This window comes from Rhodococcus sp. AW25M09 (assembly GCF_000333955.1).
GTDB lineage: Bacteria > Actinomycetota > Actinomycetes > Mycobacteriales > Mycobacteriaceae > Rhodococcoides.
Genome location: NZ_CAPS01000020.1, coordinates 40,340 through 66,496, shown reverse-complemented (window position 1 = coordinate 66,496; position 26,157 = coordinate 40,340). Strand labels below are relative to the sequence as shown.

Genomic DNA, 26,157 nt, shown 5'->3' with positions numbered 1-26,157 from the left:
TGACCGGACTTGTCCAGAAACAGGGCACCTATCCAGCTGCATGACACTCGTAGCTGGTGGTTGCGCGAACTGAGACGCGCGAACCATGACACACTGGCGCGCCCATTGAGGGGACGGGTCTGCATGGCCAGCCCCGTTGAGGTCGGCGGATGCAGTTGAGACGTCCTCCTGGGAACATAACAACAATGATGTTGCACTTATAAGTGAAAAGTAGTTATCATCGGACGACGCAAAACGAAGTCAAAGAGAAACAGGAAGGACCGAGTCGAATGAGCACGTTATTGACCCGCGACGACCGGACGGTTCTCTCCCTCAGTCAGCACGAAGTCGAACAAGCGCGGCAGTTCACTCAAGCAGCGCCGACGATCCACGGCGCAATCGTCGTGGCAGGTGACAGTGACGGGAGCCCCGGGACGGCCATGCCGTCGGACCTGGTCGCGATCATCCGGCAGGTTTTGGAAGTGGTCAGCCGCGGAGGAACTGTGACTGTTGGAACAGTTCCCGACGAGCTCACGACGACCGCGGCAGCCAAGTTGCTCGGTATCTCGCGCCCAACGTTGATGAAGCTCATAGCGCAGGGCGCGATCGAGGGTCACAAGGTGGGATCCCACACGCGCGTCAAGAGCGAGGACGTCATGTCGTACAAGGAAGCGCAGCGACGCTCCCGTCTCGCGGCGTTCGAAGCAGTACGGGATCTCGAAGACGAATTGGGTCTCGACGAAGACTGAGTTTGCGCGTTAACGGGCACCCGCTTCTCGGCTTGTACGATTTCCGTCATGAGTATGAGCACAGGGGGGATGAGCGTCCTGGTGGACGCAAATATCCTGCTCTCCAGGACGCTTCGCGATTGGACTTTCCTTCTGTCTTGGCACCCGCGGGGCACGATGTACGACATCAAGTGGACCGAAGACGTCGTCACCGAATACGCCTACCACCGCAGGAAGAAAGTTCCTTTCGCCTCGGACGCGCACCTGACAGACGTACGACGCAAGCTGATCGACAACGTTCCCGAGGGCATGATCTCCGGCTTCGAAATCGACCCAAAACTGGAATACCGCGACATCGAAGACGCACACCTGCATGCAGCAGCTGTACACGGAGACGTCGACATTATTTTGAGTCAGAACGTCAAGGACGTCCGATTTTCGGACGATCTTCCCTACGAGGTTTACACCGCCGACGAGTTCTTCATTCTGGTCGACGACTCATCGCCCGCGATTGTGGCAGAGGTGCTCGAGTACCAGTTCGCGCACTGGCTCAGACGCAAGAACGCAAGACCGAACGACGAACACCCCACCCTTCCGAAGCGTTTAGAAAAAGCTCAGGCTCCCCAGTTCGCGGAACGAGTCCTGCGCCACATCAGAGAGAGTGACTTGTCGTTCGCGGTGCAGTAGGTGCCGAAATGGGTGAACCCGGTACCGATCTCCGTCCACGAAGGATTCCGAGGAGCACCAATTGAGCCGCAAACCTGGTCGACGTAACCAGAACCGCCCACCACGACGTCGAGATCCGATTCCGTCCCAGCGCAGCAATGACCTCCTGACTCCGCAAGAACGCACCTTCATGGAGCAGGAGCTCCGGCTCCAAGTCCACCCAATCGTCTGCGCGCACGCAGGGATTGCGGTCATTGAAGAGGCAGAGCGCCGAACGATCCTCGGCAACTACGACGGAAGCGCAACAGTCGGGCTGCTCGCCTCGATCCAGTCACGCTTGGACGTGGCGACGACGACGGACTGGTCTCAAGGCGATATCGAACGTGCACTACTCCATGACGCCGAGCAACCATGGTCTGCAACGGTTTCGGCCAAGGCCAGAAGCAACGGCCGTTTGATACCACCCCGATCGCTGACACAGCTGATGCGTGAAGCGCTCGAAAATTCCGTGTCCGATCCAGACGCTGACCAGATCCCACTCGAAACAGTCCTGCGGCTGATCATGTCGATCAACACCGAACACGATCGCAATGAGTTCAGCGAGGACGGGACGCTCACGCCGGACTCCGAAGCGCGAATAGCTCGGAGAGCACTGGGCATGAACCTCGAACAGAGCATCGACATGCTAGCCCAGATCACTCTTGACGAGATCGCCAACTTTCAGGGTAACGCCCCTCTGAAATTGGAAGTGCTGCAAGCCGATACGCAAAACATGTGGTTCTCGCCATGGCCTGAGCGCGTCACAGATCCACGACTGGGTGCATCGCCGGCAGACTGCTTTCGGGAAGCCAACGGGGTCGAACTCATCGACGTTCTCGTACTGGGCACCATCGTCGCCAATAGAGCTCTGCAAGGTCGGAACGAGTACAACAGAGAAGAGCTAGTGGCAGCTGGAGCTACTGAAGGCGCAGTGGATCTGTTGTTCGGCGAGATGGCATTACCTCTCAAGGAGTTCAAGAAGGGCCTGGCCAAGGACCGTGCTCGTGGCTCGGTCACGGATCAGCGGTACACGCTGACCGAGCGACCGTTCGTGGCACTCGACAATGGAAATGTCCGCCTGCTCCGGTACCAATGGGCGATCGATCGCTTCTTCGGTGCCCAGCTGTACTGGCAAACGTTCTTTTGTTTTGGTGAGCCCGTACCTGGTTCTGTCGCAGAGTCGTTCAGCTTGGCGATGAACGACATGTTCGAACGAGCAGTGGGAGACGTGATCGACTCTATCGTCGCTTCTAGCACGTCGATGCAGCGCGTCGTTCACGAGAGCGAGATGCAAGCAGCATGGGTCGAGGGCGGGGAGAAGCCGTCGGTCTGCGATTTTGTTGTGACTTCGGACAGGGGCGCGTTTCTCGTGTTGGATGCGACAAACCATCACTTGAACTTCAGATTTGCCCAGGGCCTGGGAACGATCGAACAGTACGCGAAGGACGCAAAAGAGTCGCTGCTGAAGAAGTGTGATCAGATCGCGAAGACTATCAGTCAACTCCGCTCCCGATCGGATTTCGGCGCTACTGAACGTTCTGCGTACTTGCCAATAATTGTAGTGCCGGCAAACGGCCATCCCAACCTGGGCACCACGGAAGGCGACCTGATCCAACGATCTCGAAATATCTTCGAAGACCTTGCACGCGCCGGAATGGTATACCCGCCCACTGTAATTCGCCTGCAAGATCTTGAGCTGTTGGAGGGAATAGCGGAAGCATACGGATCGCCGGCCACCGACATTCTAGACCTTATCGGGCATTGGCGGAACGAAGCGATGACTCGGACTCTTACGGGACGGCCCCCGTCGACTCTGCAGGACGTGTTGGACGCAGCCGGGATTCAGCGTCCGATACCCCGTAGAATGTTCGCAGCACGTTCGAAGCTTATCGATGCAATAGACGCGCGTCTCAACGCATCCACGGCCAATCGAGTGTAGACGGGTATCGGCGAGATCTATTCGCCTACAACTCTGTTCAAAGTCCGATCTCGTTAACGGCGTTGCCCACCAGGGGTGCATGTTCGCGGCGGTACACCTCGACAGAGTCGAGGCTGGCGTGCCCGGTCTGCCGTGCGATAGCCGATCCATCGGCACCGTTGCGGGTGCCTTGGGTGACGAACCCAGCGCGGAGCGAGTGCCCGCCGAGTTTGGCGAGCGCGGCGGGGTCGAAGCCGGCGTGCTCGGCGCGACGGCGAATGGTCTGGTGGATCGCGGCCCCGGACAATGCGGTGGCACCGAGGTTGCCGTTTTTGGCGATGGCCCGGAACAAGGGTGCGCGGGCGGCGGTGCGCGGCACTCCCCCACGACACACGTGGACATTGAACGGATCTCGCTTCCGCAATAGTCGGATTACGGACGGACGGCCACCGGCGTCGAATGCGGCGACGACCTGCACCCAGCGGACGTACGCGCACGGCGGGCAGGTCTCGTGAGAGTCGGTGTAAGGCAGTGCCTTGACCGCTCCCCTGCCCTCCTGGTCCGTCTTCGACTTCCGCAGCCGGATGTGGAGACCGTCGCGACGATGCACAGTGACATCCCCGCACACCATCTCCGACAACTCGCTACGGCGGTACGCGCCGGCGAAGCCCAGTAACAGGATGGCGGAGTCACGGCGTTCGAGAACCTCGGCCGCCCAGCCCCCACACCGCTCCCGCGCCGTCGATACAAGAAGCTTGATGTCGTCGACCAATAGCGGGTCTCGTGGGGTGCGAGGGCGGTCCCTTGCTGCGGCGTACTCGCGCCGGATCCCGGACAAGGTTGCGGTGACCAGTTCGTGTGCGGACGGGGACAGGTGGCCGGTGGTGCGGTGCTGGTGGTTGATCGCCGCGATCCAGGTGCCGAAGGTGGCAACCGCGTAGGCCCGCTCTCCCGTTTCGGTTCGGGTGTCTGCGGCGTCGACGAGGTAGGCGGCGACGGTGATCGGATGCGCCGGTAGCGTCACGTGACCATTCGTCTCGCACCAGGTGGTGAAGCGTCTCCACGCCGCGGCGTACGTCTTGCGTGTTCCTTGGGAGCGGGAGGATTGCACGGCGGCCGCGATCCGTTTCGCGACGGCAGGCGGGATCTCCGGCTCGACAGCTAACGACCTCAGTCGCTCCGACAATGGTGGTCACCGCAAGCGTTCGGCCTGGTCGGGAGTCCATATCTGCATCCAAGCGCAGGTCACCGACATGTTTGCAGAGCAAAACTGTGCTGAACTGGCGTTTTGATGCAGACGGCGCGGAAAATGCAATTTACCCAGTCAGTGCTTTGGGTGAGCCTTGGCGATCCACGAACTCATACTCATCAAAGTCATTGTTGTGAGCGGAAATTCGGTCCCTGCTACGAAGTGTCACTCACCTGGTGCGCAGCACCACTTCCGTGGGGTGAGCATCGGCGGGTGTATCGATGGCATTGCGCACGGCACGTGCAACAGTGCTGGGCTGCAAGAACTTCGAGCCGTCGTACTCCCCACCCTCGTGCGCGACGACGGCCTGCTGCATCTCGGTGTCGATGCGGCCGGGGTGTATCGAGGTCACCCGCAACGTCGGCTCCTCTTGTCGCAGTGCATCACCGAAGGCCCGCAGCGCGAACTTGCTTGCCGCGTAGCCGCCCCAACCCGGGTTCGCGCGAATGCCTGCACCCGAATTGATCAGCACCACATGCCCGTTCGCTTTGCGTAGCGCGGGCAGTAGCAGCCGAGTGAGTTCGACGACGGCGATGACGTTCACCTCGTACTGTCGACGCCAATCCTCGGCGGACGACTCCTCGATCGTCCCCAATGCGGCAACTCCGGCGTTGTGTACCAACACGTCGAGAGAGTCGATGCCCGACGCGGCGGCTGCTACTGCGTCGGGATCGGTCAGTTCCACCGGCCACGGCGTCGACCCGTCCAGTTCCGAGGAAATCGGCACCAAAGACTCGGCCGATCGTCCCCCCAACAACACGTGATGATCCGGGGCCAGTAGTCGGGCGATATGGGCCCCGAGGCCGCGGCTTGCTCCGGTCACCAACGCAGTGCGAGTCATACAGCCAGGCTACTTAGAAGCTCATCCCCGCCGCGGCTGCCCAGGTCTGTGTGGTGTTCGCACCGTCGAGTTGCTCGCGAATGATGTCGGCATGCCCCGCGTGCTGGGAGATCTCGCGCAGGATGTGCAGCACGGTGAATCGCGCGCTCTGCCAGATGCGTTCGGGGGCCCAGGGTGCCGTTGGGACCGGGACGGACAGGTCCAGGTCCAACGTCTCCAGCGCGGCCGAGGTGGCACTTGCCGCCTCTTCCCATTCGGCGATCAACCCCGTTACTGTGTCGTCGTCGGCCATGACGTACTCCCCGCCCGCGGACGCCATGTCGAATTCGGCCGTCTCGTCCAGCTCCGCGATCACCGCCATCCAGTGTCGTTCGTTGCTGACGACGTGGTGCAGCAGCCCGCCCAGGGTCAGCTCGCTGGCGGTGGTACGGGTGCGGGCTTGTTCCTCGGTGATGTCGCGAACGGTGATGAGGAAGTTCGCGCGCTGTTCGTCGAGCATTCTCGAGATGTCTGCGTTCTCGGTGGCCATTGTTTCCTCCTGTATTGGCTGGTGAAACTGACGCTATCGACCAATCAGGACAGCTTCGGTCCGCAATCGAAACGAGCGGAATCGGGCGAGTGCACGCAAACTGTCTGCATGGGCGATCGAGGTTTCACTTCCACGCAGCTGGCGGCTCGCGCGGCATATTTGCTCAGGGGCAACGATCTGGGTGCCATGACCAGCGCCGCCCCGCGGTTGTATCCGCACATGTGGAGCTGGGACGCGGCATTCGTCTCGGTCGGACTGGCCCCGCTGAGCGTCGAGCGTGCCGTGGTGGAAATGGACACGTTGCTCTCGGCGCAGTGGAAGAACGGGATGATTCCGCACATCGTGTTCGCCAACGGGGTCGACGGCTACTTCCCGGGGCCGGCGCGGTGGGCCACCGGCACCCTCGCCCCCCATGCGCCGATGAGCCCACAGACTTCCGGCATCACGCAACCCCCGGTCCACGCCATTGCGGTGCAACGCATCCTCGATCACTCCAAGCGCCACGGGCGAACGACGCGTGCCGTCGCCGAGGAGTTTCTGGATCGACGCTGGGGCGACCTGGTGCGATGGCATCGGTGGCTCGCTCAGGCCCGCGATGTGGACGATAACGGTCGGATCGCGGTGTTCCACGGCTGGGAGTCGGGGATGGACAACTCGCCGCGGTGGGATTCGGCCTATGCAAATGTGGTTCCGGGGCAGATGGATCCGTACTTCCGGGAAGACAAGGCAGTCATCACCGACTCCTCCCAGCGGCCCAGCAACCTCGAGTACGACCGCTACATCTGGTTGGTGGAGGAGATGAAGCAGGTCGGTTACGACGACGACGCACTGAAGACCAAGATGAGCTTCGCCGTCGAGGACGTGTTCGTCAGCGCCATTTTCGCGGTGGCGTGCGATGTGCTCGCCACCATCGGGGAGGACCATTCGCGCCCCCACTCCGATGTTCGGGAGTTGCGGTCGTGGGCGGAGAAGTTCCGCAAGGGGGTCATTGCAACGACGGACGCGCGCTCGGGTGGGGCCCGTGACTTCGATCTGCGGACCGGACAGTGGATCGGCACCGAGACCATCGCGATGTTCGCGCCGTTGCTGTGCGGCGGCTTGCCCCGCGAGCAGGAACGCAACCTACTTCGAATCTTCGAGGGAACCCGATTCTGCGGGCATCCTGATCTGCGGTACGCGGTTCCGCCGTCGACGTCCCCGGTCTCGAAGGATTTCCGGGCTCGTGAGTACTGGCGCGGGCCGGTGTGGCCGGTGATGACGTGGTTGTTCTCGTGGGCGTTCGCGCGTCGCGGTTGGTCGGAGCGGTCTCTGTCGTTGCGAGACGAGGGCCTACGACAGGCCAGCGACGGCAGTTTCGCGGAGTACTACGAGCCGTTCACGGGCAAGCCGCTCGGCAGCATGCAGCAATCCTGGACAGCTGCGGCCGTACTGGACTGGCTGGGATAGCGAGGGTTCAGCCGAGGTAGCTGTCGACCAGCGGGCCGACGACGTCGAACGAGGTGGCGTCGGGCACGAGGTACTTCGCGACGGTGCCGCACACGAAGGGGTGCCAGGCGGACCCGGAGTCGGTACCCATGGACGAGACCGCCAAGATGTCGCCGAAGTAGATGCCCGGCAGGTGACGCTGGATCAGCTCGTCGTTATGCGAGGCGACGGCCAGCAGTTCTTCGGCGTGGCTGCGATCGATCTCGTCACCCATGGACGCGAGGAGATTTGCACCCTCGGCGCGGGCCCGTACGGGGTCGCTGTCGAGAAGCGTCAATGCGCCGACGGTGACGCCGCGATTCTGCAGTTCGACAGCGATGGCGTGGGCCAGAACTCCGCCGAAGGAAAGACCGAGGAGGTGCACGGCACCGTCGGTATGGATACGAACGATGTCGTCGGCGTACTGCCGTGCCAGTGCTTCGAAGGACTCGGCGAGCTCACCGGATGCGGGTACCTGGATGCCGTAGATGGGCCGGGCGTCGTCGACGTGAGCTGCCAGCTCTGTGTAGCAATCGATCAGGCCCACCAGCGGGTGGATGCAGAAGACGGGATCGAGATTGCCGGCGGTGCGAATCGGCGCGATGGTCGGCACTGCGTAATCGGACGGGTCGACCTGCGTGATAGCCAGATTCGAGAGATCGTTCACGACAGTCATGGGTGCGCCTCCGAGCCGAGAGATGTAGTTCGTGTTTGTATGGTTTGTTCGTGCCGACTCTGGGTATGTCGCCGGCGGCAGCGTGAGTGTTACCCACGTCTCATTATCGAAGACTCAACCACGTCTGTGAACAGAACGCATTAGTGACTGTTCACCATTGAGTGCCCAGGTCCATAGCCCATAGCCTCAGCCGGGTGGTCTTCTCTCGCACGATGCGTGTCCTGTTCGGAATGCTCTCGGTCGGCGTCATCACCTGTGCGATGCCGGCAGTCGCCTCGGCTGTTCCGCAGGGCCCCGACGTCTCGTCCTGGCAGCACATCGACGGCACCGCCATCGATTGGCACACCGTCAAGGCCGCCGGCCACGGGTTCGCGATGGTCAAGGCCACCGAGGGTCTGGACTACGTCAATCCGTTCTTCGTCGAGGATTCGGTCGTCATGCGGACGGCCTCCGTGGCTCGCGGGGCCTACCACTACGCCGATGTGACGCTTCCCCCCGAGCTGCAGGGCGCGTACTACTCTGCGCTGGTGCTGGGCATCAACGGCCCGGGCGATCTGCCGCCGGTGCTCGACCTCGAAGACGCGAGGGGCAAGTCCCCGGCCGAGCTGATCGACTGGACGCACCGGCTACCTGAACACCGTCCAGGCGCTGACCGGACGGCAGCCGATCATCTACACGTACCCCAACTTCTGGCGGACGGCCATGGCCGACACCCACGAGTTCAACAACTACCCGCTGTGGATCGCCGACTACAACGACGAGTTGGGACCACTGCCCGGCGGTTGGAGCAACTGGCTGTTCTGGCAGTACACCGATCGCGGCTCGATCCCCGGAATCGACGGGGGTACCGACATCAATCACTACGGGGGCACACCGGAATCGTTGCGGGCACTCGCTCGCTGGTGACCTCGACTCGACCTGTCACTATTGACATGTCGATGTAGGAATCTAAGATCATCCCATGTCGTTGCCGCACGCTCTGCTCGGTCTGCTCGCCATCGAGTCGCGCAGCGGCTACGACCTGACCGAGGCCCTGAGTGCGGAAGGCATCGGCAAGCACGCCTGGACAGCCGGGCATACCAGCATCTATCCGGAGCTGAATCGGCTCGATGCCGCCGGGCACGTCGAAGTGCTCGAGCGTGGAGCTCGGGGCAGGCGGACCTACTCGGTCACCGATGCGGGGCGAGACGAACTGCGACGGTGGTTGGTCGACGCCCCGATTCGTCCAGCGGTCGTGCGCAACGAAAATGTCCTCCGCTTGTTCCTGCTGTCGGCCCTGGAGCCCGCGGACGCCATCGAGGTACTGGCACGCATCATCGATCAAGCGGAGTCGGAGGCGGCAGAACTGCGCCGCATACGGGAGCCGCACCGCGATCTGATTCCCGATGGGCCTTCGGGCTTCGGTCACCTCGCCGCGGAATACGGAATCCGTGCCGACAATGCAGTCGCCGACTGGGCCCGCTGGGCGATCGAGCACTTTCAGCGCATCATCGATGGAGGCAAGTGAATGGAACCGCAGCCGTTCGTGCTGGCTACGCCCGACGCAACGCGCGAACGCCATGACTCGTTCGACGTCTATCGCGCAATCGACCAACCGCGCGGGGAAGGTCCTCTTCGGCCCGCTGTCGTCTTCGTCCACGGAGGTCCGCGTCCGCCGGGCGTCGAATGGCGACCGCGAGAACAACCGGTCTTCGTCGGATATGGATCGATCGCTGCGGCCGCAGGTGTAGTCGGTGTGGTTCTCGAGCATCACATGGCAGCGCTGACCGAGTGCGCCGCCGCGGCCGACGAGATCGCCAGCGGACTCGAGCAAGTGCGGGCGCTGCCGGGGGTGGATCCGGACCGAATTGCGTTGTGGTTCTTCTCCGGGAGCGGACTACTGTCCGCCGACTGGTTGACCGACGCACCGACATGGCTGAGATGCGTGGCGTTGACGTACCCGGTACTGCAAACCCTTCCGGAATGGGGGGTCGAGCCGCGATTCGACCCCACTCTCGCCGTCCCCGGTTCGGGTCCGCTGCCGATTCTGCTCACTCGGGTAGGCCATGATCGCCCCGAATTCGTTTCGGGTGTCGCGGCTTTCGCCCAGGCAGCACACGCTGCGAACCTCGAGATCATCGACGTGCCCAATGGGCGGCATGGATTCGACATGCTCGATCACACCGACGAGTCTCGTAATGCGGTCACGAGGGCGATCGACTGGGTTCTCGACCGGGTGCGTTGATCGCTAACTCAGTGCCCGTTCCAGTGTCGGCCAGGATGCCCGCAGCGCGTCCTGCCAGTACTGCCACGAATGTGTTCCGTTCGGACGGAAGTCCGTCGTCACGGGAATGCCGAGTTCGCCGAGACGATTCACCAGATTGTGAGCGCAGGTGTTGGACCCTGCCTCGATCAGTCCGCCCAGCACGATCTGGTCCGCCAGCGGCGGGGATCCGGCGGGACGATCGGCCCCGGGCATCTCGTACGGGCCGGGCAGACCGCTGGCGTTCGAGACGAACAGTTCGAGCCCACGGAGCTTGTCGGCGTTGACGAGGGGATCGTGCTCGACCCAGCGCGGATCACCGTCGGGCCCCCACATGTTGTCGGTGTTGCCGCCGCCGCGTAGCTGCACCAACGCGCGAATGAAGGTACGGGTCACCGGGTCGCTCGTCTGCGCGCAACCGCTGTACGACGCCACGCCTCGGTACAGTCCGGGCGCGTGGATCGCGAGATCGAGGACCGAGCCCGCGGACATCGACAGCCCACCGATGGCACTGATGCCGTTGGCACCCAACGCCTCGTCGAGAACCGGCGGTAGCTCGTGGGTGAGGAACGTCTGCCACTTGTTGCGGCCGAGCTTCGGGTCGTCGCGCTCCCAGTCGGTGTAGTAGCTCAGGTACCCGCCGACGGGCATCGCGACGTTGACGTTCTTGTCCGCGAAGAAGTCGACGATGTCGGTCTTGGCCAGCCAGTTGGCACCGTCGACGCCCGCACCGGCACCGTTGAGCATGTACAGCGTCGGGCGCGGCGTCGACGTATCTGCCGGCCTGATCACCTGAATCTTGATCTCGGTGTCCATCGAAGGCGAGTAGACGTACACATCCCAGCGGGCGTCGTCGATCTTGTCGATCCCTCGGATGGTCCCTACCGGGCCCCGGGCCTGTTCGGTGACAGGAGCCAGTGGATCCGCCGTTGCAATCGCGGGTAGACCGAACAGCAGGCCGACGGCCAACATGGTGGCCGTCAGGCGTGGAGCTTTCATCGATTCTTCGGTTCTTTCTTCTCGGTGATGCGAAGTTCGTGGGCTATGCGAGGACCGATGGCCGCGAGGGTGGACGGCGCGCACATCTGCCAGTGCGTGGCCCGGACGGAGACGACCGTGACTGCGCCCGCGATGTGCGGATACCACTGCCCGACGCCATGGCCGCCGTCCAGCCCGGCACCGACGAACAGGACATCGCCGGCATGGACACCGGGTCGATGCTGTTGCAGCAGTTGGTGATTGTGCTGCGCCGCTCCGATGAGTCGCTCGATGTCGGCGCGGTCGAGGATGCCGCCGGTGTCGACGGAGTCGAGGAGTTCGCCTGCGGTGTCGAGGGAGACGACCTGACCCTCCGGCACCGTGAGATCGAGTCCGAGTCCGGACATCAGGTCTGCCACCGGAATCGCATCGGCCCAGTCCCCCTGGTCGCCGTGGTGTGCGTCGAGCAGCGTCAGTGAGGCCACGGCCTTGCCGGAGGCGGCCGACTGCACTGCCATCTCGTGCGCGATGACGCCGCCGAGCGACCATCCGAGCAGGTGTACCGGTCCGTCGGGCGCAACGCGGGCGATCTCCTCGAGGTAGCGAGAGGCCAACTGCGTCAATGTGTTCGGCAGCTCCTCCGGCCAAGGAGTCTGCAGCCCGTACAGCGGATTGTCGACGTAGTTGCCCAATCCGGAGTAGCACCAGGACAATCCGAGTATCGGATGGATACAGAAGATCGGAGCGCCCCGGCCGCCCTCCCGCAGCGGCAGCAACACGTCCAGCTCCGCGGCATCGGAGCGGCCCGACGAGATCCGTTCGGCAACGGTTCTCACCGTCGCATCCATCAGCAGCGACTGCATGCCGATCTCGTACGAGCGCGCGCGAAGCTCGCCGATCACCCGCATCGCAGACAGCGAGCTGCCGCCGAGATCGAAGAAGTTGTCGTCCAATCCGATTCGCTGCGTACCCAAGACAGCCTCGAATGCCTCGACGACGCCGATCTCCGCGCTCGTCCGTGCGGGTCGGTACGCGGTGGTGCCGAACACCGGTTTCGGTAGGGCGGCGGTGTCGAGCTTGCCCGTTCCGGTGCGCGGAACCTGTTCGATCATCGTCACGGCCGCGGGCACCATGTGGGCCGGCAACAGGCGCCGCGCGTGCTCGCGGACGTCCTCGGGTGCCGCGGTGCCGGTGATGTAGGAGACCAGCGTTTGCTCCCCCGCCGGGCCGGCCGCAGCGATCGTCACGGCGACATCGACGTCGGCGTGCGCGGTCAGGACCGCGTCGACCTCCCCCGGCTCGATGCGGAATCCGCGAATCTTTACCTGCTGGTCACTGCGACCGCTGTAGAGCAATCGACCGTTTGCGGTGCGCCGCACGACGTCGCCGGTGCGGTACATCCGCGTTCCCGGATTCAGCGGGTCGGCGACGAATCGTGTTGCCGACAAGCTCGATCGGCCATGGTAACCGCGCGCCAATGCCGGTCCGGCCACGTACAGCTCGCCGCGTACGCCCACCGGCACGGGATGCAGACGCCCGTCGAGCACCATCGCTCGCAGACCGTGCAACGGCCGGCCGATGGTGATCGGTTCGCCGGCCCGCACCTCACCGAGGGTCGAGATGTCGGTGGCCTCCGTGGGCCCGTAGCCGTTGAGCATCACACGGCCCTGGCTCCACCGGGCGACCAGTTCGGCGCTGCAGGCCTCGCCGCCGACACACAGCACCTCGAGGCAATCCAGACCCTCCGGATCGAGTGTCGACAGCGCCGAGGGCGTCATCAAGGTATGGGTGATCTGTTCGTCGCGGATGAACGACGCCAGATCCGCCCCACCCAGCACGGTCGGCGGCGAAATTACGAGTGTCGCAGCGGCGGAGAGCGCCGAGATCATTTCGCCGACGGCCATGTCGAAACTCGGAGACGTGTTGTGCAGGAACCGCGACGAGGGTTCGACGCGATGCAGTTCCCTGCGTGATGCCGCCAGGTTCGCCAGTCCCCGGTGGCTGACCACGACGCCCTTGGGTCGGCCGGTGGACCCGGAGGTGTAGATCACGTACGCGGCGGTGGATGTCAGCACCGGTCCGGTCAATTCGGCTGCTGCTATGGGTGTCTCGCCCGCCTCCTCGAACTCGGCGACCGAAACGGGGTCGTCGAGCTCGACCCAGGGCACATCGGAGGGGAGGCCGCGTCGCGCGTCGGACGTGGTCAACCCCAGCACCGCACCCGAGTCGGTGATCATGTGCGCGATGCGCTCGGCCGGATAAGCAGGATCGACCGGCAGGTACGCGGCGCCGGTGCGGGTGACGGCCCAGGTGCACAGTACCGACTCCGCCGATCGAGGCAACGCCACCGCGACCACGGTCTCGGGCCCGACGCCGTATCCCATCAACACCCGAGCTACACGGTTGGCGTGTGCGTTCGCCTGGCGATAGGTGTAGTCGATCCCGTTCCAGCGCAATGCAATTGCGTCGGGCCGGTTGTCGACGGCAGCGTCGATGAGCTGGCCGAGGGTCCGCGCGGGGGTGTCGGGCGAGCCGTGGAGCACGCCGTCTCGGGTCGGGGAAAGATCACCTATCGGCGCCGCCGGATCGGCCAGGGCGCCGCCGAGGAGCGCGGTGAACTCGTTCACGAATCGCCCAGCCGTGTCGGCGTCGAACAGATCGGTTGCGTACCGCAGAGATCCGTCGAGTCCGTCGGAATCGGTGAAGGTCAGGGCCAGATCGAAGCGGGTGACCTCGGATTCGTACGGGAACGGCGTGATGTCGAGCCCGGGCAGTCGCACGCCTTCAGGCCGTTCGGTCTCCACGGCGATCAGAGCCTGGAACAGCGGGGAGTGGGCGGTCGAGCGTGCCGGTGCCACTGCTTCCACCACTCGCTCGAACGGAACGTCCGAGTGCTCCATCGCGGCGAGATCGACTGCACGGGTGTGTGCGACCAGATCGGCGAACGATCGAGAAGGATCGACGTCGAGTCGGAGCACGAGGGTATTGACGAACATCCCGACGACGTCGTCCAACGCTCCCGATCCGCGACCCGATACCGGGGTGCCGACGGGGATGTCCGTACTCCCGGTCAGCCGGGCGAGCAGTGCGCTGTACGCCGCATGCAGCACCATGAACACCGAGGATCCGGTGCGCCGCGCGAGCGACCGCACCTGCACCGTGGTCTGCTCGGACAGCGAGAACGTCACGGCGCGTCCACGCTTGGATGCCACTGCAGGTCGAGGCCGATCGGTCGGCAGGTCGAGTACGGCAGGCAGGTCGGCCAAGGTTCGGGTCCAGTATCGAACCTGTTGCGCCAGAACCGATGAGGGATCCTCGTCGCTACCGAGCACCGCTCGCTGCCACACCGCGAAATCGGCGTACTGCACCGGCAATGGTGACCACTGCGGCGCGGTACCGTGGGCTCTCGCCCCGTAGGCGAGAGCCACATCCCGTGCCAACGGCGTCATCGACAAACCATCGGCGCTGATGTGGTGCACGACCAGGACGAGTACATGGGCGCTCGGCCCGGTTCGTAGCAGCGCCCCGCGCACCGGGACGGCGGCGGTGACGTCGAACCCGCGACCGATCACTGCCGCCACCCGTGCCAGCACCTCGCTGGAGTCGACGTCCACCGGCTGCAGGTCGAGTGGGACGTCGTCGACGATCACCTGTGCCGGACCGTCACCTACCACCGGGAAGTAGGTGCGCAACGATTCGTGTCGCGTGAGTACATCGTCGACGGCCAGCTGCAGGGCGTTGCCGTCGACGTCACCGCGCAGGTGCACCGCGAAGGCGATGTTGTACGCCGCCGACGCCGGATCGAACCGGTTGAGCAACCACATGCGCATCTGGGCGAACGACAGTGGGATCACCGACGGCCGGGTGCCGGCCACCAGTCGCGGCAGAGCGGAGCGTTCAGCTGCGTCGACCGCCACGGCCAACGATCGCACCGTCGTCGACTCGAACAGTGCGCGCACCGGCAGGGCAGTGCCCGCAGCGTCGTTGATGTGCGCAATCACCCGGGTGGCCGACAGGGACGTGCCGCCGAGGGCGAAGAAGTCGTCCTCGGCTCCGACGGGATCAACATCGAGCACCACCGTGAAAGCCTCGGCGACAATGCGTTCGGTATCGGTAGCAGGTTCGGCGAAGACCTGGGTCGACAGCGACGGTGTCGGCAGTGCCGCCCGGTCGATCTTGCCCGAGCCGTTGCGCGGCAGAGCGTCGAGAATCGTGATCGTCTGCGGCACCATGTGAGTGGGCAGGAATCGCCGTGCATGGTGTCGAATCGATTCGGGGTCGAGTACCCGGCCGGCGGCGGGGACGACGTAGCCGAACACCTGGGACCCGTTCACCGCGCTCACCGACGCGGCGACGCCGTCGTATCCGGCGAGCACCGCGTCGATCTCACCGAGCTCGATTCGGAATCCACGCACCTTCACCTGAGCGTCGCGACGTCCGATGTACTCGTACCGCTCACCCCGACGGCGTACGAGGTCGCCGGTGCGGTAGAGCCTGCGCCCACCGTGATCGGCGACGAAATGTGCTGCAGTCGAACCGAATCGGCGTTGGTAGCCGCGTGCGACGCCATCTCCGGTGAGGTACAGCTCCCCGACTGTTCCCGTCGGCACCGGATGCAGTCGATCGTCGAGTACCACCGATTCGACGCCCCGGACCGGACCGCCGATCGACACGGGCGATCCGGTCTCGACAGGGCCGTCGATCGTGGCGAAGATCGTGGTTTCGGTGGGGCCGTATCCGTTGAACAGTCGCAGGTGCCCGGCCCACGCCTCGGCGAGCGTCGGTGGGCAGGGCTCGCCGCCGACGACGATCGTGGTCGTCTCGGACACGTCGGTCGGGTCGACGGTGGCCAAGGCGGCCGGGGTGACGAAGGCGTGGGTGACGCGCTGCAGTACGGCTGCGAGGTCGGTGCCCCCGAGGACCTCCGCGTCGGCGATCACCATGGTCGATCCCGCGCCGACGGCCAGCAGTAGCTCCAGGACCGAGGCGTCGAAGCTCGGTGATGCGAACTGCAATGTGCGCGAGGAGTTGTCCAGATCGAAGCGGTCGACCAGGTCGGCAACGAGATTGACGAGCCCGCGGTGGGAGACGACGACGCCCTTCGGTTGCCCGGTGGTTCCGGAGGTGTAGATCATGTAGGCGGGGTGATCGGGTCGGAGCATTTCGGTTCGGTCCAGGTCGCCCACCGGTGTGCAGTCGGCGTCTGTGTACCCTGCGTCGGCGTCGGACGCATCGTCGAGGGACATCCAGGTCGCTCCGGCCGGTAGCGTGCCGAGATGCTCGTCGTCCGTGATGCCCAGTGCCACTGCTGAATCCGTCAACATGTAGGCGATGCGTTCGGCTGGATAGGTCGGGTCGATCGGAACGAAGGCCGCCCCGGTCTTGGCCACCGCCCAGGTCGCGAGCATCGAGGAGACGCCCCGGCGCAGTGCCACCGCAACGTACTGTTCCGGCCCGATGCCGCGTCGAATCAGGTTGCGCGCCAAGACTGTCGCCGCATCGTCGAGCTCGGAGTAGGTCCATCGAGCACTACCCGCCTCGAGAGCGACAGCGCTGCCGCCCGAACTCATGACCGCGCCCACCAACAGGTCGGGCAGGGTGCGATGACCGAGCTCGGGTGCGCCGTTCAGCCCAGGTGTCTCGCGGGCGGTGAGGATCGGAATATCCCCCACCGGTCGATCCGGTTCTGCGAGTGCCGACGCGAGGACGGTGCGATACCGCTCGGCGAGGGTGGCGACTGTCGCCGCATCGAATATATCTGTGGCATAGACGAATTCGACCGACGCGATCCCGGACGAGAAAGACACGGTGACGTGCAGGTCGAACTTGGCTGCGACATGCAAGGTGTCGAGTGGTCGGACGGACAGGTTCGCCAGCTCCACCGACGGCGGCGTCGCATCCTCGATGGACAGCATCACCTGGAACAGCGGGTGGTAGGCCGTCGAGCGCGGCGGCTGGAGGATCTCGACCAGGCGCTCGAAGGGGATGTCGGCGTTGGCGTAGGCGTCGAGGTCATGCTCGCGGACCGAGCTCAGAATCTCGGCGAACGTCTCGGACGGGTCTATCTGTGAGCGCAGCACCAGGGTTCCGACGAACATCCCGACGAGGTCGTCGAGTTCGCGTTGCCCGCGCCCGGCCACCGGGGTGCCGATGGCAATATCGCGGCTGCCCGAGACGCGGGCAAGCGCCACCGCCAAGGCCGCATGCACGATCATGAAGCGCGTGGTTCCGGTGCGCTCGGCCAACGCGGTCAGCGCTGCTACGGTGCCGGTTTCCAGCTCGATCGACAGTCGGTCACCTCGATGCGACGCCACCGGTGGATGGGGCCGATCGGTCGGCAGCGCGAGCCGATCGGTCGTCCCGTCGAGAGCGGACTTCCAGTATCGAATCTGCCGATACGCGATCGAATCGGCGTCGTGCTCGTCGCCGAGACGATCGAGGGTCCACAGTGCGTAGTCGGCATACTGCACCGGCAGCGGCGTCCATTGCGGTGTACGACCCACTGCGCGTGACTGGTACGCGATCATGACGTCACGGGCCAGCGGGTTCATCGACCAACCGTCGGCGGCGATGTGATGCGCCACGACGACGAGCACGTGGTCCTCAGGCGATATCTCGAGCACTGCCACCCGCAGCGGCGGGGTAGCGGTCACGTCGAATCCCTGTGCTGCGAGGGCATGCAGGGCACCGTCGAGCAGAGATTCGGTGGTTCGGCCGACCGTCACGTCCGGGTACTGCCCGGTGACCACCTGCTCGGGGCCCTCGGGACCGTCGGGGTAGACGGTACGCAGAATCTCGTGGCGTTCGACGACGTCGACCAGTCCGGCACGCAGCGCATCGACGTCGAGCACTCCGGAGACGCGGAAGGCAGCGGCGATGTTGTACGCCCCCGACGACGGATCGAATCGATTGAGCAGCCACATCCGGTGCTGCGCCGGTGACAACGGAATCCGGCCCGGTCGGGGGCCGACGACGATGCCGTGCGTGCCACCGCCGCGGCCCAGACGTTGCGCCAGCGCGCGGACGGTCGGTGCCTCGAACAGGTCTCGGACGCCGAGGTCGGAGTCCAGCTCGGCATTGATCCGCGCAATCACCTGGGTCGCGGTGAGCGAGTCGCCGCCGAGCGTGAACCACGACCGGTTCACGCTGACGCGATCTGCATCGAGGACATCGGAGAAGATCTGTGCGACAGCCTCTTCGGCGTCCCCTGACGGCGCTGCGAACTCCTCGATGGAGTCGAGTGGGTCGGGGAGTGCAGCGCGGTCGAGCTTCCCGGCGGTGCCCAGTGGCATCGCGTCGAGCACGACGATGCTCGACGGCACCATGTACTCGGGGAGGGTGCGAGCGGCATGTGCCGTCATCGCGTCGGTGTCCGCGGTACCGACGACGTACGCGATCAGGCGGTCCGAGCGCACGACGGCAACCGCCGAGTGCACACCCTCGACTGCGAGCAGGGCCGCCTCGACCTCCCCGAGTTCGAGACGCTGACCACGGAGCTTGACCTGGAAGTCGTTGCGACCCAGGTACTCCAGTGCGCCATCCTCGGCCCAGCGGACGAGGTCGCCGGTGCGGTACAACCGGTTCCCGTCCTCGAAGGCGACGAATCGGGCGGCCGTGAGGTCTGCTCGCGCGCAGTAGCCGCGGGCCAGCTGTACGCCGCCGAGGTAGAGCTCGCCGGTGACCCCGACGGCCACGGGTCGGAGAAACGAATTGAGCACGTGCACGGTGGTGTTCCACACCGGCGCACCGATCGGTACCGAGCCCTGTTCGCCTGCCCTGGTGCGGTGGTAGGTGACGTCGACTGCAGCCTCGGTCGGTCCGTACAGATTGTGCAGCTCGGCAGCGATCGCACCGTGGAACCGGTCCACCACGGCTCGGGGCAGTGCCTCACCGCTGGCGAAGACCTGCCGCAGCGAGATGCAGCGCTCCGGTGTGCCGTACGTGAGAAACAGCTCCAGCATGGACGGCACGAAATGTGCTGTCGTGACCTCGTGTTCGCGTACGAGGGCCGACAGGTACATCGGGTCCCGGTGTCCCATCGGCTCGGCGATGATCGTCTTGGCACCGACCAGCAGCGGCCAGAACAGTTCCCATACCGAGACGTCGAACGTGGCCGGAGTTTTGTGCAGTACGACATCCGCGGACGTGATCGGGTACTCGTGCTGCATCCACATCAACCGGTTGACGATCGAACGGTGCGAGACGGTGACGCCCTTGGGTTTTCCGGTGGATCCGGAGGTGAACAGCACATACGCCGGATGGTCCGGCCGTAGCTCGGGCAAGGGGTCGAGGGGTGCGGTGCTGAACTCGCGCAGGTCCACCGTGCCGGGATCGACCACTCGGATCCGAACATCGTCCAGTGACCCGAGAATCAGCGTCGGCGAGGCGGTGTCGAGAAGGTGAGCGATGCGGTCGTGCGGCAGCGACGGGTCGATGGGGAGGTAGGCACCGCCGGCGGCCACCACCGCGTGCACGGCGACGAGTTGGTCGAGCGAGCGGGTCATGGCCACACCCACCACGTGCTCGGGTCCTACTCCGGAGCCGCGCAGGTACCGGGCCAGGCAGCGCACCCGAGCCCAGAAGTTCTCGTACGTCAGGCTCTTGCCCTCGAACACCGCCGCGGTTGCCGCGGCATGCTCGTCCGCCGCCGCGGCAAGCAGGTCCACGAGGGTGGTCTCGGCCACCGGGTGTTCGGTGCGATTGCCGGCTGCTCGACGCGAATGCTCGCCCTCGGAGAGCAGGTCCAGCGACGCCACCGGAGTCTGCGGGTCGCCGATCAATGCGGTCAGTGCAGTGCGGAAACGGTCGGCGATCGACGAGGCGCGGGCCGGATCGACAACCGATGCCGCATATTCGAGAGTCATCCGCACCGTCGGTTCGAGAACGGTGATCAGGGTCAGTGGGTAATGGGTGGCATCGGCGACGTGCAGGTTGCGCACGCGCAAGCCGGCGATGTCGGTGTCCTTGTCGAGCGCAGAGTGGTCCACCGGATAGGACTCGAACACCGTCAAGGTGTCGAACCCGGCACCGGCACCCACTCGTGAGCGGACCTCGGGCAGCCCGACGTGATGGCTGTCCAGCAGACCCACACTGTGGGCCTGCACGCGGGCCAGCAGCGATGCAACGGTGTCGTCCCGGTGCACGCGTACCCGTACCGGGAGGGTGTTGATGAACAGCCCGAGGGTGTCCTCGACACCGGTCAGATCGGCCGGCCGGCCCGAGACCGTCGCCCCGAACACGACGTCGTCGCGGCCGAGTTCGGCGGCGAGCATCAGCGCCCAGGCCGTCTGCACGACGGTGTTGACGGTGACCGACAGGTTCCGGGCCGCGACCTTCAGCGCGGTCGCCGCGGTCTCGGTCAAGGGCACCGACAGCTCGCCGGGCAGACCGAGGTCCGCCCCGTGGCCGGGTGCGAGCAGTGTCGCTTCGTCGAGACCCGCCAGCGCCTCGGCCCACTTGTCCAGTGCGCCTGCATGATCGCGCTCGTCCAGCCACTTCAGGTAGTCGCGGTACGTCCTCGCCGGGATCGGAATGAGACCGTCGGCCGCATAGAGCACCAGCAGTTCCTTGACGAAGATCGGCATCGACCACCCGTCGAACAGGATGTGGTGGTTGGTGACCACCAGCGAAGCCCCGTGCTCGGTGTGCACCAGTACGAACCGCAGCAGCGGCGGTGCGTCCAGGTCGAATGTGGCGGTGCGTTCGGCATCGGCGATGGCCGGTACCTCGTCGGAGCCGGCATCGACGGTGCGCCAGGGCAGTTCGGGGTCCGCGAGTACCAGCTGTGCCGGAGTTCCCCGGTCGTCACGAACGAAGCCCGTCCGCAGACTGTCGTGGCGAGCGAGCAGCCGGCACGCAGCGCGGTGCAGGCGGGCGGCGTCGATATCGCCGCCGAGCTCGAACACCAGTTGCGCGGTGTAGACGTCGACGTGTCCGCGCATGAGCTCGGAGTGGAACATCAGTCCGTGCTGCAGCGGGGCGAGGGGCCAGATGTCCTCGAGCTCACCGAAGGTGCTCTCCCAGCGATCGATCTGGTCCTGATCGAGGGGCACCATCGGCACATCGCTCGGTGTCAGCCCACCTGCGTCCGCAGCGCCTGCGTGCTCGGCGAGACGACCCAGCGCCGCGCTCCACCGCTCGGCCAACTCGCCGACGGTCTCGCGGTCGAGAACCCCCCGCGGAAACGCGAACGTGGCTTTCAACTGTCCGTTGGTGACGACGGCGTTGATGTCGAGGACCACCGGGACCGGCAGTCGATCGCCGCTTCCCGACACGATCTCCATGGACGCGTCGGGAATCCAGCCGCGTCCGCGCAAAGCGTCGGGAATGTCGGTGGCGATTCGCCCCAGGTAGTTGAGGCTGATCTGGGGAGTGTTGTGCTCGGCGAGCACGGCAGCGGTGTTGTCGTTCAGGTACCGCAGCAGTCCGAAGCCGGCACCTGTCCCCGGCATCGCGCGGGCCTGTTCCTTGACGCGCTTGACGGCGTCGGCCACGGACGAATCGCCGGCCAGGATGCTCTCGGCGTCGATACCGTCCAGGCACAGGCGTATTGGGTGCATCGAGGTGAACCATCCGACCGTCCGGGACAGATCGGCTCCCGGCACGAGATCCTCGTCGCGACCGTGACTTTCGACCGACACGAGGAACGAGGACGGTCGTTCGGACCAGACCGCAAGTGCCAGAGCGGTGAGCAGAACGTCGTTGACGGTGCTGCGGTATGCGCGCGTCAGCGGCCCGGTCAGTGCCTCGGTGATGTCGGCACTGAGCTCGACCGACACCTGATCGCGGGTGGCACCCACATCGAGCGTCGGATCGAGTGGGCGCCGACCGATCGGATCGTGGGGTCCGTCGAGAAGTGCTGTCCAGCGGTTCAATTCGGGCTCGGAATTCGCGGTGACGTCGCGCAGTCCGTGGGCCCAGCGGCGCGTCGAGGTGACCACCGGCTGCAGGACCACCGCGGATTTTGCCTGCACCTGGTGCCACGCTGCGGCGAGGTCGGGAATCAGAATCCGCCACGAGACGCCGTCGATCACCAGGTGGTGCGCGATGATCACGATGCGTCCGATGCCGTGGGTGTCGATGATCTCGGGACTGCCGGTGTCGGGGGCCACCCAGACGACCTGCAGCATCACGCCCGCGCGGGGCCGCAGCTGGGCCGCGAAGACCCGAGCCGACTCGGCGAGCACGGCGGTGAACTCGGGGCTGCCCGGTCTGCTGGTGGTGGATACGCGCGTGACGATGGCGTCGAGATCGACGCTGCCTGTGGGCCGGATCGTCATTCCGTCGTCGGTCAGCACCGAGCGCAACGCGTCGTGATGATCGAGTATCGCAGCGACGGTCCGCCGCAGTCCGTCGAGCTCGAGATCGACAGGCGCGGTCAACACCACGGTCTGGTGGAACGCATCCATTCCGCCCGGCAGGATCTGTGAGCGGACCGTCCGAGTCATGATGGGGGTCAACGGCATAGCGCCGACGCCTCCGCCCGGTAGCTCCTCCAGAATCACCTGATGCGCGACGTCCGTTGCGACTTCCGCCAACCCGGCGACGGTCCGACGCTCGAACACGTCACGGGCAGTGATCACCACCCCGAGCGATTTGGCCCGAGCCACCAGCTGGATCGCGACGATGCTGTCGCCGCCGAGTGCGAAGAACGAATCGTCGACGCCCACCGAGTCACGTTGCAGCACCACGGCCATGGCGTCGGCAAGGGTCTTCTCGACCGGTGTTGCCGGGGCCCGGTAGGCCGTGGTGTCGGACTCGAAGGTGGGTTGTGGAAGTGCAGATCGATCGATCTTGCCGGTAGGTGTCAAGGGAATGGCGTCGAGTTCGACGAACACTCCCGGCACCATGTGATTGGGCAGGAAGCGAGACGCGAAGGTACGCAACGCCGTGTGATCGAGAGCCTGGGCCGGTTTGACGTAGGACACCAGGATCGACGCAGCACCGTGCTGGTGGACGGCCGATACCGCGAAGTCGACGGCCTCGTGCCGGGAGAGAACCGCGTCGATCTCGCCGAGTTCGATGCGTTGTCCGTGGATTTGGACCTGGAAGTCACTGCGGCCGACGAATTCGAGCTCGGCGCAGTCCAGCGGGCCGGTCCATCGCACGATGTCGCCGGTGCGGTAGAGACGACGTCCGGATCCGAAGGGGTCGGCGACGAATCGCGCCGCCGACAGTCCGGTTCGGTGGTGGTACCCGCGGGCGATGCCGGGGCCGCCGAGGTAGAGCTCGCCCGCCGATCCGGGGGGTACGGGCCGCAGCAAGCGGTCCAGCACGAGAGCGTGGGAGCCCTGCAGCGGGCGACCGATCGTGATGGCGCGCGCATCGGTCTGCGGTTGCGTCATCGTCACCACGATGGTGGCCTCGGTAGGGCCGTAGCTGTTGAACAGCAACGCTGTCGCGCCGAAACGATCGACCAGGTCGGGTGGCATGACGTCGCCACCGACGACGACGGCGTCGAGGTGGACGAGCTCGGCTGCATCGACGGTGGTGAGGAGGGCTGGCGCGCAGATGATGTGGGTGACGCGGCGGTCGCGCAGGAAATGCGTGAGCTCCGCGCCGCCGATCACCTCGCGCGGCGCGACGACCATCGTCGCTCCTGCACTGAACGCTTGGATCATCTCGAACAGCGATGCATCGAAGCTCGACGACGAGAACCGCAGCAGTCGTGACGAGGTGCTCACGCGCAGTTCGGGTCTGGCGTCCGCGGCGAACGTGGCCAGTCCGGAGTGGGTGACGAGAACGCCCTTGGGCGTGCCGGTGGATCCGGAGGTGTAGATCATGTAGGCGGCGTGTTGTTCGGTGAGCCGCACGCGTCGATCGGTGTCGGTGATCGGCGCGCTCGAGCGGGCTGCGCACTCGTCGCGAAACTCGACGTCGTCGAGTTCGAGCCAGTGCACCCGCTGCGGAAGTTGCTGCGAGAGCGAGTGTTCGCTGATTCCTATCGTCACGGCGGAGTCGACGAGCATGTGCGTGATGCGCTCGGACGGGTAGCCGGGATCGATCGGCACGAAGGTGGCACCCGACGCGGCGACGGCCCAGAGCGCGACGATCGACGCCGTTCCACGCGGTAGCGCGACGGCGACGACGGTGCCGGGCCCGGCACCACGGGCGATCAGAGCACGCGCGATGGTGTTGGCACGTTCGTCCAACTCGCGGTAGGTCAGTGTCTCGTCCTCGAATTCGACGGCGACGTTCTCGGCTGCCGTGTCGACGCCGCGGCGTAACAGGTTCGGAAAGAGTTCGGGGACAACCGCATCAGGGCCCACGAATGGCACGAGCGCCGACCGCTCGGCGGCGTCGAGCACATCGAGTCCCAGAATCGGTGCGTCGGCGTCGGCGGTGAGAAAACACTCGAACAAATTCAGAAACCGGCGGTGCAGCAGCGCGAACTGCTCGCTGCCGTAGATATTGGGATTGCCCTCGAATTCCAGGCGGGAGCGCGACCCGTCCGTCGACGGGTAGATGTTGATCGAGAGATCCTCCACCGGCCCGGTGGAGAGCACGTTGAATTCCCCGGTGAGCGGACCGAACGGAACTTCGGTTTCGTAGGCCATGATGTTGATCGCCGGGCCGAAGAAACCGCGAGTCTCGGCTCCGCCGCCGGCGTCACGGCGAATGTCCTCGGCTCGATAGCGCTGATGCCGCAGTGCACCGGTCAGTTCCAACTGCACGTCGGACACCAGCGTCGCCAACGTGCAGTGCGCACCGATACGAACCCGGATGGGCAGCACGTTGGAGACCATGCCACCGGACCGGCGCAGCACGGCCGTCGTGCGTCCGGCGACCGGCAGGCTCAGCACCACGTCGGTGGTCCCGGTCATCCGAGCCAGAAAGGTCGCCACGGCAGCGATCGCAAGCGGGGCGAAGGCGGAGTCGAGTCGGTGCGTGGCCCCGTCCAAGGCCCGCTCGATCGTCTCCGGGAGGTACCCGCCGCACAGGTGCGCTCGAGCCGCGGGTGGAGCGAGTAGACCGGTGATGGACGGCGGCGACGGGAGGTCGGCCGTCTTGTCCTGCCAGTACTGGCGATCCTTCGCGAAGCGCGGCGACTGTCGATACTGCGCCTCGGCGGCGTAGACCTCGCCGAGCGAGCCGGCCCTGGACGCGGCGGGCTCGCGGCCCTCGCTGACGTCGGTATAGATGGATGCGACGCGTCTCATGAATTGCACGGCGCCGTAACCGTCGAGCGCGATGTGGTGGACGTGGGAGTACCAGAACGTCCGGTCGTCGGAGATGCGGAGCATCGCACCCTTGATGAGGCGACCGTGGGTCAGATCGATAGCGGTGCTGTAGGCGGCGCGCATCCACATACGTGCCGCGGCCTCCGGATCGGCCTCGTGGCGGAAATCGAGCACCACGGTGTCGTCGCCCTGCTCGACGTCGATGTACTGGTGCGGTTCTCCGTCGATCTCGAGCAGTCGCAGCGAGCCTGCACCGAACTCACGAGCGGTGCGGCGACCGGCGTAGCGCATCAGATCGAAATCGACACCACCAAGAATATCGAGGTAATTCGCGATGGTGATGGGCACCTCGCTCAACAGATGTTGAGCAAACCAGAGTCCACGTTGGGCGGCGGTGAGGGGAAACGGCTCGGTGTCGTCTACGGACGTCCGATCGAGCTCTTCTTCCCGAATCGTCAGTGAATCGAGAGATTCCAATGACTCGCCTCTTCGTGCACATAAGGGAGCGGTTACCGGCCGCGTCGTTCTGCGATGAGCGGAGGTCGACGTTGCCCCGACACGTCCTCCGTTGCGGGCAGAGCCCGAATGCAGTTCCAGCTACCGGCCTTCCGGGTAGGTTTACACACCCGTGATCAACGGGTCAACTGCCTCCGCCGGATTCTCGGAGA

The 26,157-nt window shown here is 65.1% G+C and carries 11 protein-coding genes and 2 pseudogenes; 7 read left to right on the top strand and 6 right to left on the bottom strand.

Annotation, left to right across the window (positions count from 1 at the left end; translation table 11 throughout):
- The first annotated feature begins 269 nt into the window (after positions 1–269).
- The 3 genes from RHODMAR_RS03970 (at position 270) to RHODMAR_RS03960 (ending at position 3,351) form a co-directional block, all read left to right on the top strand.
- On the top strand, positions 270–728 hold the full coding sequence (locus RHODMAR_RS03970) for a helix-turn-helix domain-containing protein (protein ID WP_008711517.1): 459 nt from the start codon (positions 270–272) through the stop codon (positions 726–728).
- A 48-nt stretch (positions 729–776) separates the two neighbouring features.
- Positions 777–1,394: a PIN domain-containing protein gene (locus RHODMAR_RS03965; RefSeq protein WP_008711515.1), complete on the top strand. Its 618-nt coding sequence runs from the start codon at positions 777–779 to the stop codon at positions 1,392–1,394.
- A gap of 169 nt (positions 1,395–1,563) precedes the next feature.
- Positions 1,564–3,351, top strand: a complete 1,788-nt coding sequence (locus RHODMAR_RS03960; RefSeq protein ID WP_042937889.1) for a hypothetical protein — start codon at positions 1,564–1,566, stop codon at positions 3,349–3,351.
- Between the two features lie 37 nt (positions 3,352–3,388).
- Here RHODMAR_RS03960 and RHODMAR_RS03955 read toward each other — a convergent pair.
- From RHODMAR_RS03955 to RHODMAR_RS03945, 3 genes and pseudogenes are all read right to left on the bottom strand, one after another.
- A pseudogene (locus tag RHODMAR_RS03955) lies at positions 3,389–4,556 on the bottom strand (integrase).
- 192 nt (positions 4,557–4,748) lie between these two features.
- Positions 4,749–5,420: an SDR family oxidoreductase gene (locus RHODMAR_RS03950; RefSeq protein ID WP_008711509.1), complete on the bottom strand. Its 672-nt coding sequence runs from the start codon at positions 5,418–5,420 to the stop codon at positions 4,749–4,751.
- A 13-nt stretch (positions 5,421–5,433) separates the two neighbouring features.
- A complete protein-coding gene (locus tag RHODMAR_RS03945; RefSeq protein WP_008711508.1) occupies positions 5,434–5,949 on the bottom strand; it encodes a DinB family protein in 516 nt (171 codons plus the stop codon).
- Positions 5,950–6,057: 108 nt separating this feature from the next.
- On the opposite strand from RHODMAR_RS03945, the gene ggh reads away from it, so the two are divergent.
- Positions 6,058–7,395 carry a glucosylglycerate hydrolase gene (ggh, locus tag RHODMAR_RS03940; protein WP_008711506.1) on the top strand — a complete coding sequence of 446 codons (1,338 nt, stop codon included), beginning with the start codon at positions 6,058–6,060 and terminating at the stop codon, positions 7,393–7,395.
- A 7-nt stretch (positions 7,396–7,402) separates the two neighbouring features.
- Here ggh and RHODMAR_RS03935 read toward each other — a convergent pair whose 3' ends face one another.
- Positions 7,403–8,089 (bottom strand): thioesterase domain-containing protein, encoded by a 687-nt coding sequence (locus RHODMAR_RS03935; RefSeq protein ID WP_008711505.1) that lies wholly within the window; start codon positions 8,087–8,089, stop codon positions 7,403–7,405.
- Positions 8,090–8,319: 230 nt separating this feature from the next.
- On the opposite strand from RHODMAR_RS03935, the pseudogene RHODMAR_RS03930 reads away from it, so the two are divergent.
- The 3 genes and pseudogenes from RHODMAR_RS03930 (at position 8,320) to RHODMAR_RS03920 (ending at position 10,313) form a co-directional block, all read left to right on the top strand.
- Positions 8,320–8,995, top strand: a pseudogene (locus RHODMAR_RS03930) (glycoside hydrolase family 25 protein).
- Positions 8,996–9,050: 55 nt separating this feature from the next.
- Positions 9,051–9,596, top strand: coding sequence for a PadR family transcriptional regulator (locus RHODMAR_RS03925; protein ID WP_008711502.1), 546 nt, complete (start codon positions 9,051–9,053; stop codon positions 9,594–9,596).
- Positions 9,597–10,313: an alpha/beta hydrolase family protein gene (locus tag RHODMAR_RS03920; protein WP_008711500.1), complete on the top strand. Its 717-nt coding sequence runs from the start codon at positions 9,597–9,599 to the stop codon at positions 10,311–10,313.
- 3 nt (positions 10,314–10,316) lie between these two features.
- On the opposite strand, the gene RHODMAR_RS03915 is transcribed toward RHODMAR_RS03920, so the two are convergent.
- Positions 10,317–11,330, bottom strand: a complete 1,014-nt coding sequence (locus RHODMAR_RS03915; protein ID WP_008711498.1) for an alpha/beta hydrolase — start codon at positions 11,328–11,330, stop codon at positions 10,317–10,319.
- On the bottom strand, positions 11,327–25,966 hold the full coding sequence (locus RHODMAR_RS03910) for a non-ribosomal peptide synthetase (RefSeq protein ID WP_008711497.1): 14,640 nt from the start codon (positions 25,964–25,966) through the stop codon (positions 11,327–11,329). The genes RHODMAR_RS03915 and RHODMAR_RS03910 overlap by 4 nt, the downstream gene beginning before the upstream one ends.
- Between the last annotated feature and the right edge of the window lie 191 nt (positions 25,967–26,157).

Coding starts and splice junctions, on each gene's coding strand:
- ggh (WP_008711506.1), top strand. CDS start 6,058: ATGGGCGATCGAGGTTTCACTTCCACGCAGCTGGCGGCTCGCGCGGCA.
- RHODMAR_RS03915 (WP_008711498.1), bottom strand. CDS start 11,330: ATGAAAGCTCCACGCCTGACGGCCACCATGTTGGCCGTCGGCCTGCTG.
- RHODMAR_RS03935 (WP_008711505.1), bottom strand. CDS start 8,089: ATGACTGTCGTGAACGATCTCTCGAATCTGGCTATCACGCAGGTCGAC.
- RHODMAR_RS03925 (WP_008711502.1), top strand. CDS start 9,051: ATGTCGTTGCCGCACGCTCTGCTCGGTCTGCTCGCCATCGAGTCGCGC.
- RHODMAR_RS03950 (WP_008711509.1), bottom strand. CDS start 5,420: ATGACTCGCACTGCGTTGGTGACCGGAGCAAGCCGCGGCCTCGGGGCC.
- RHODMAR_RS03945 (WP_008711508.1), bottom strand. CDS start 5,949: ATGGCCACCGAGAACGCAGACATCTCGAGAATGCTCGACGAACAGCGC.
- RHODMAR_RS03970 (WP_008711517.1), top strand. CDS start 270: ATGAGCACGTTATTGACCCGCGACGACCGGACGGTTCTCTCCCTCAGT.
- RHODMAR_RS03965 (WP_008711515.1), top strand. CDS start 777: ATGAGTATGAGCACAGGGGGGATGAGCGTCCTGGTGGACGCAAATATC.
- RHODMAR_RS03920 (WP_008711500.1), top strand. CDS start 9,597: ATGGAACCGCAGCCGTTCGTGCTGGCTACGCCCGACGCAACGCGCGAA.
- RHODMAR_RS03960 (WP_042937889.1), top strand. CDS start 1,564: ATGGAGCAGGAGCTCCGGCTCCAAGTCCACCCAATCGTCTGCGCGCAC.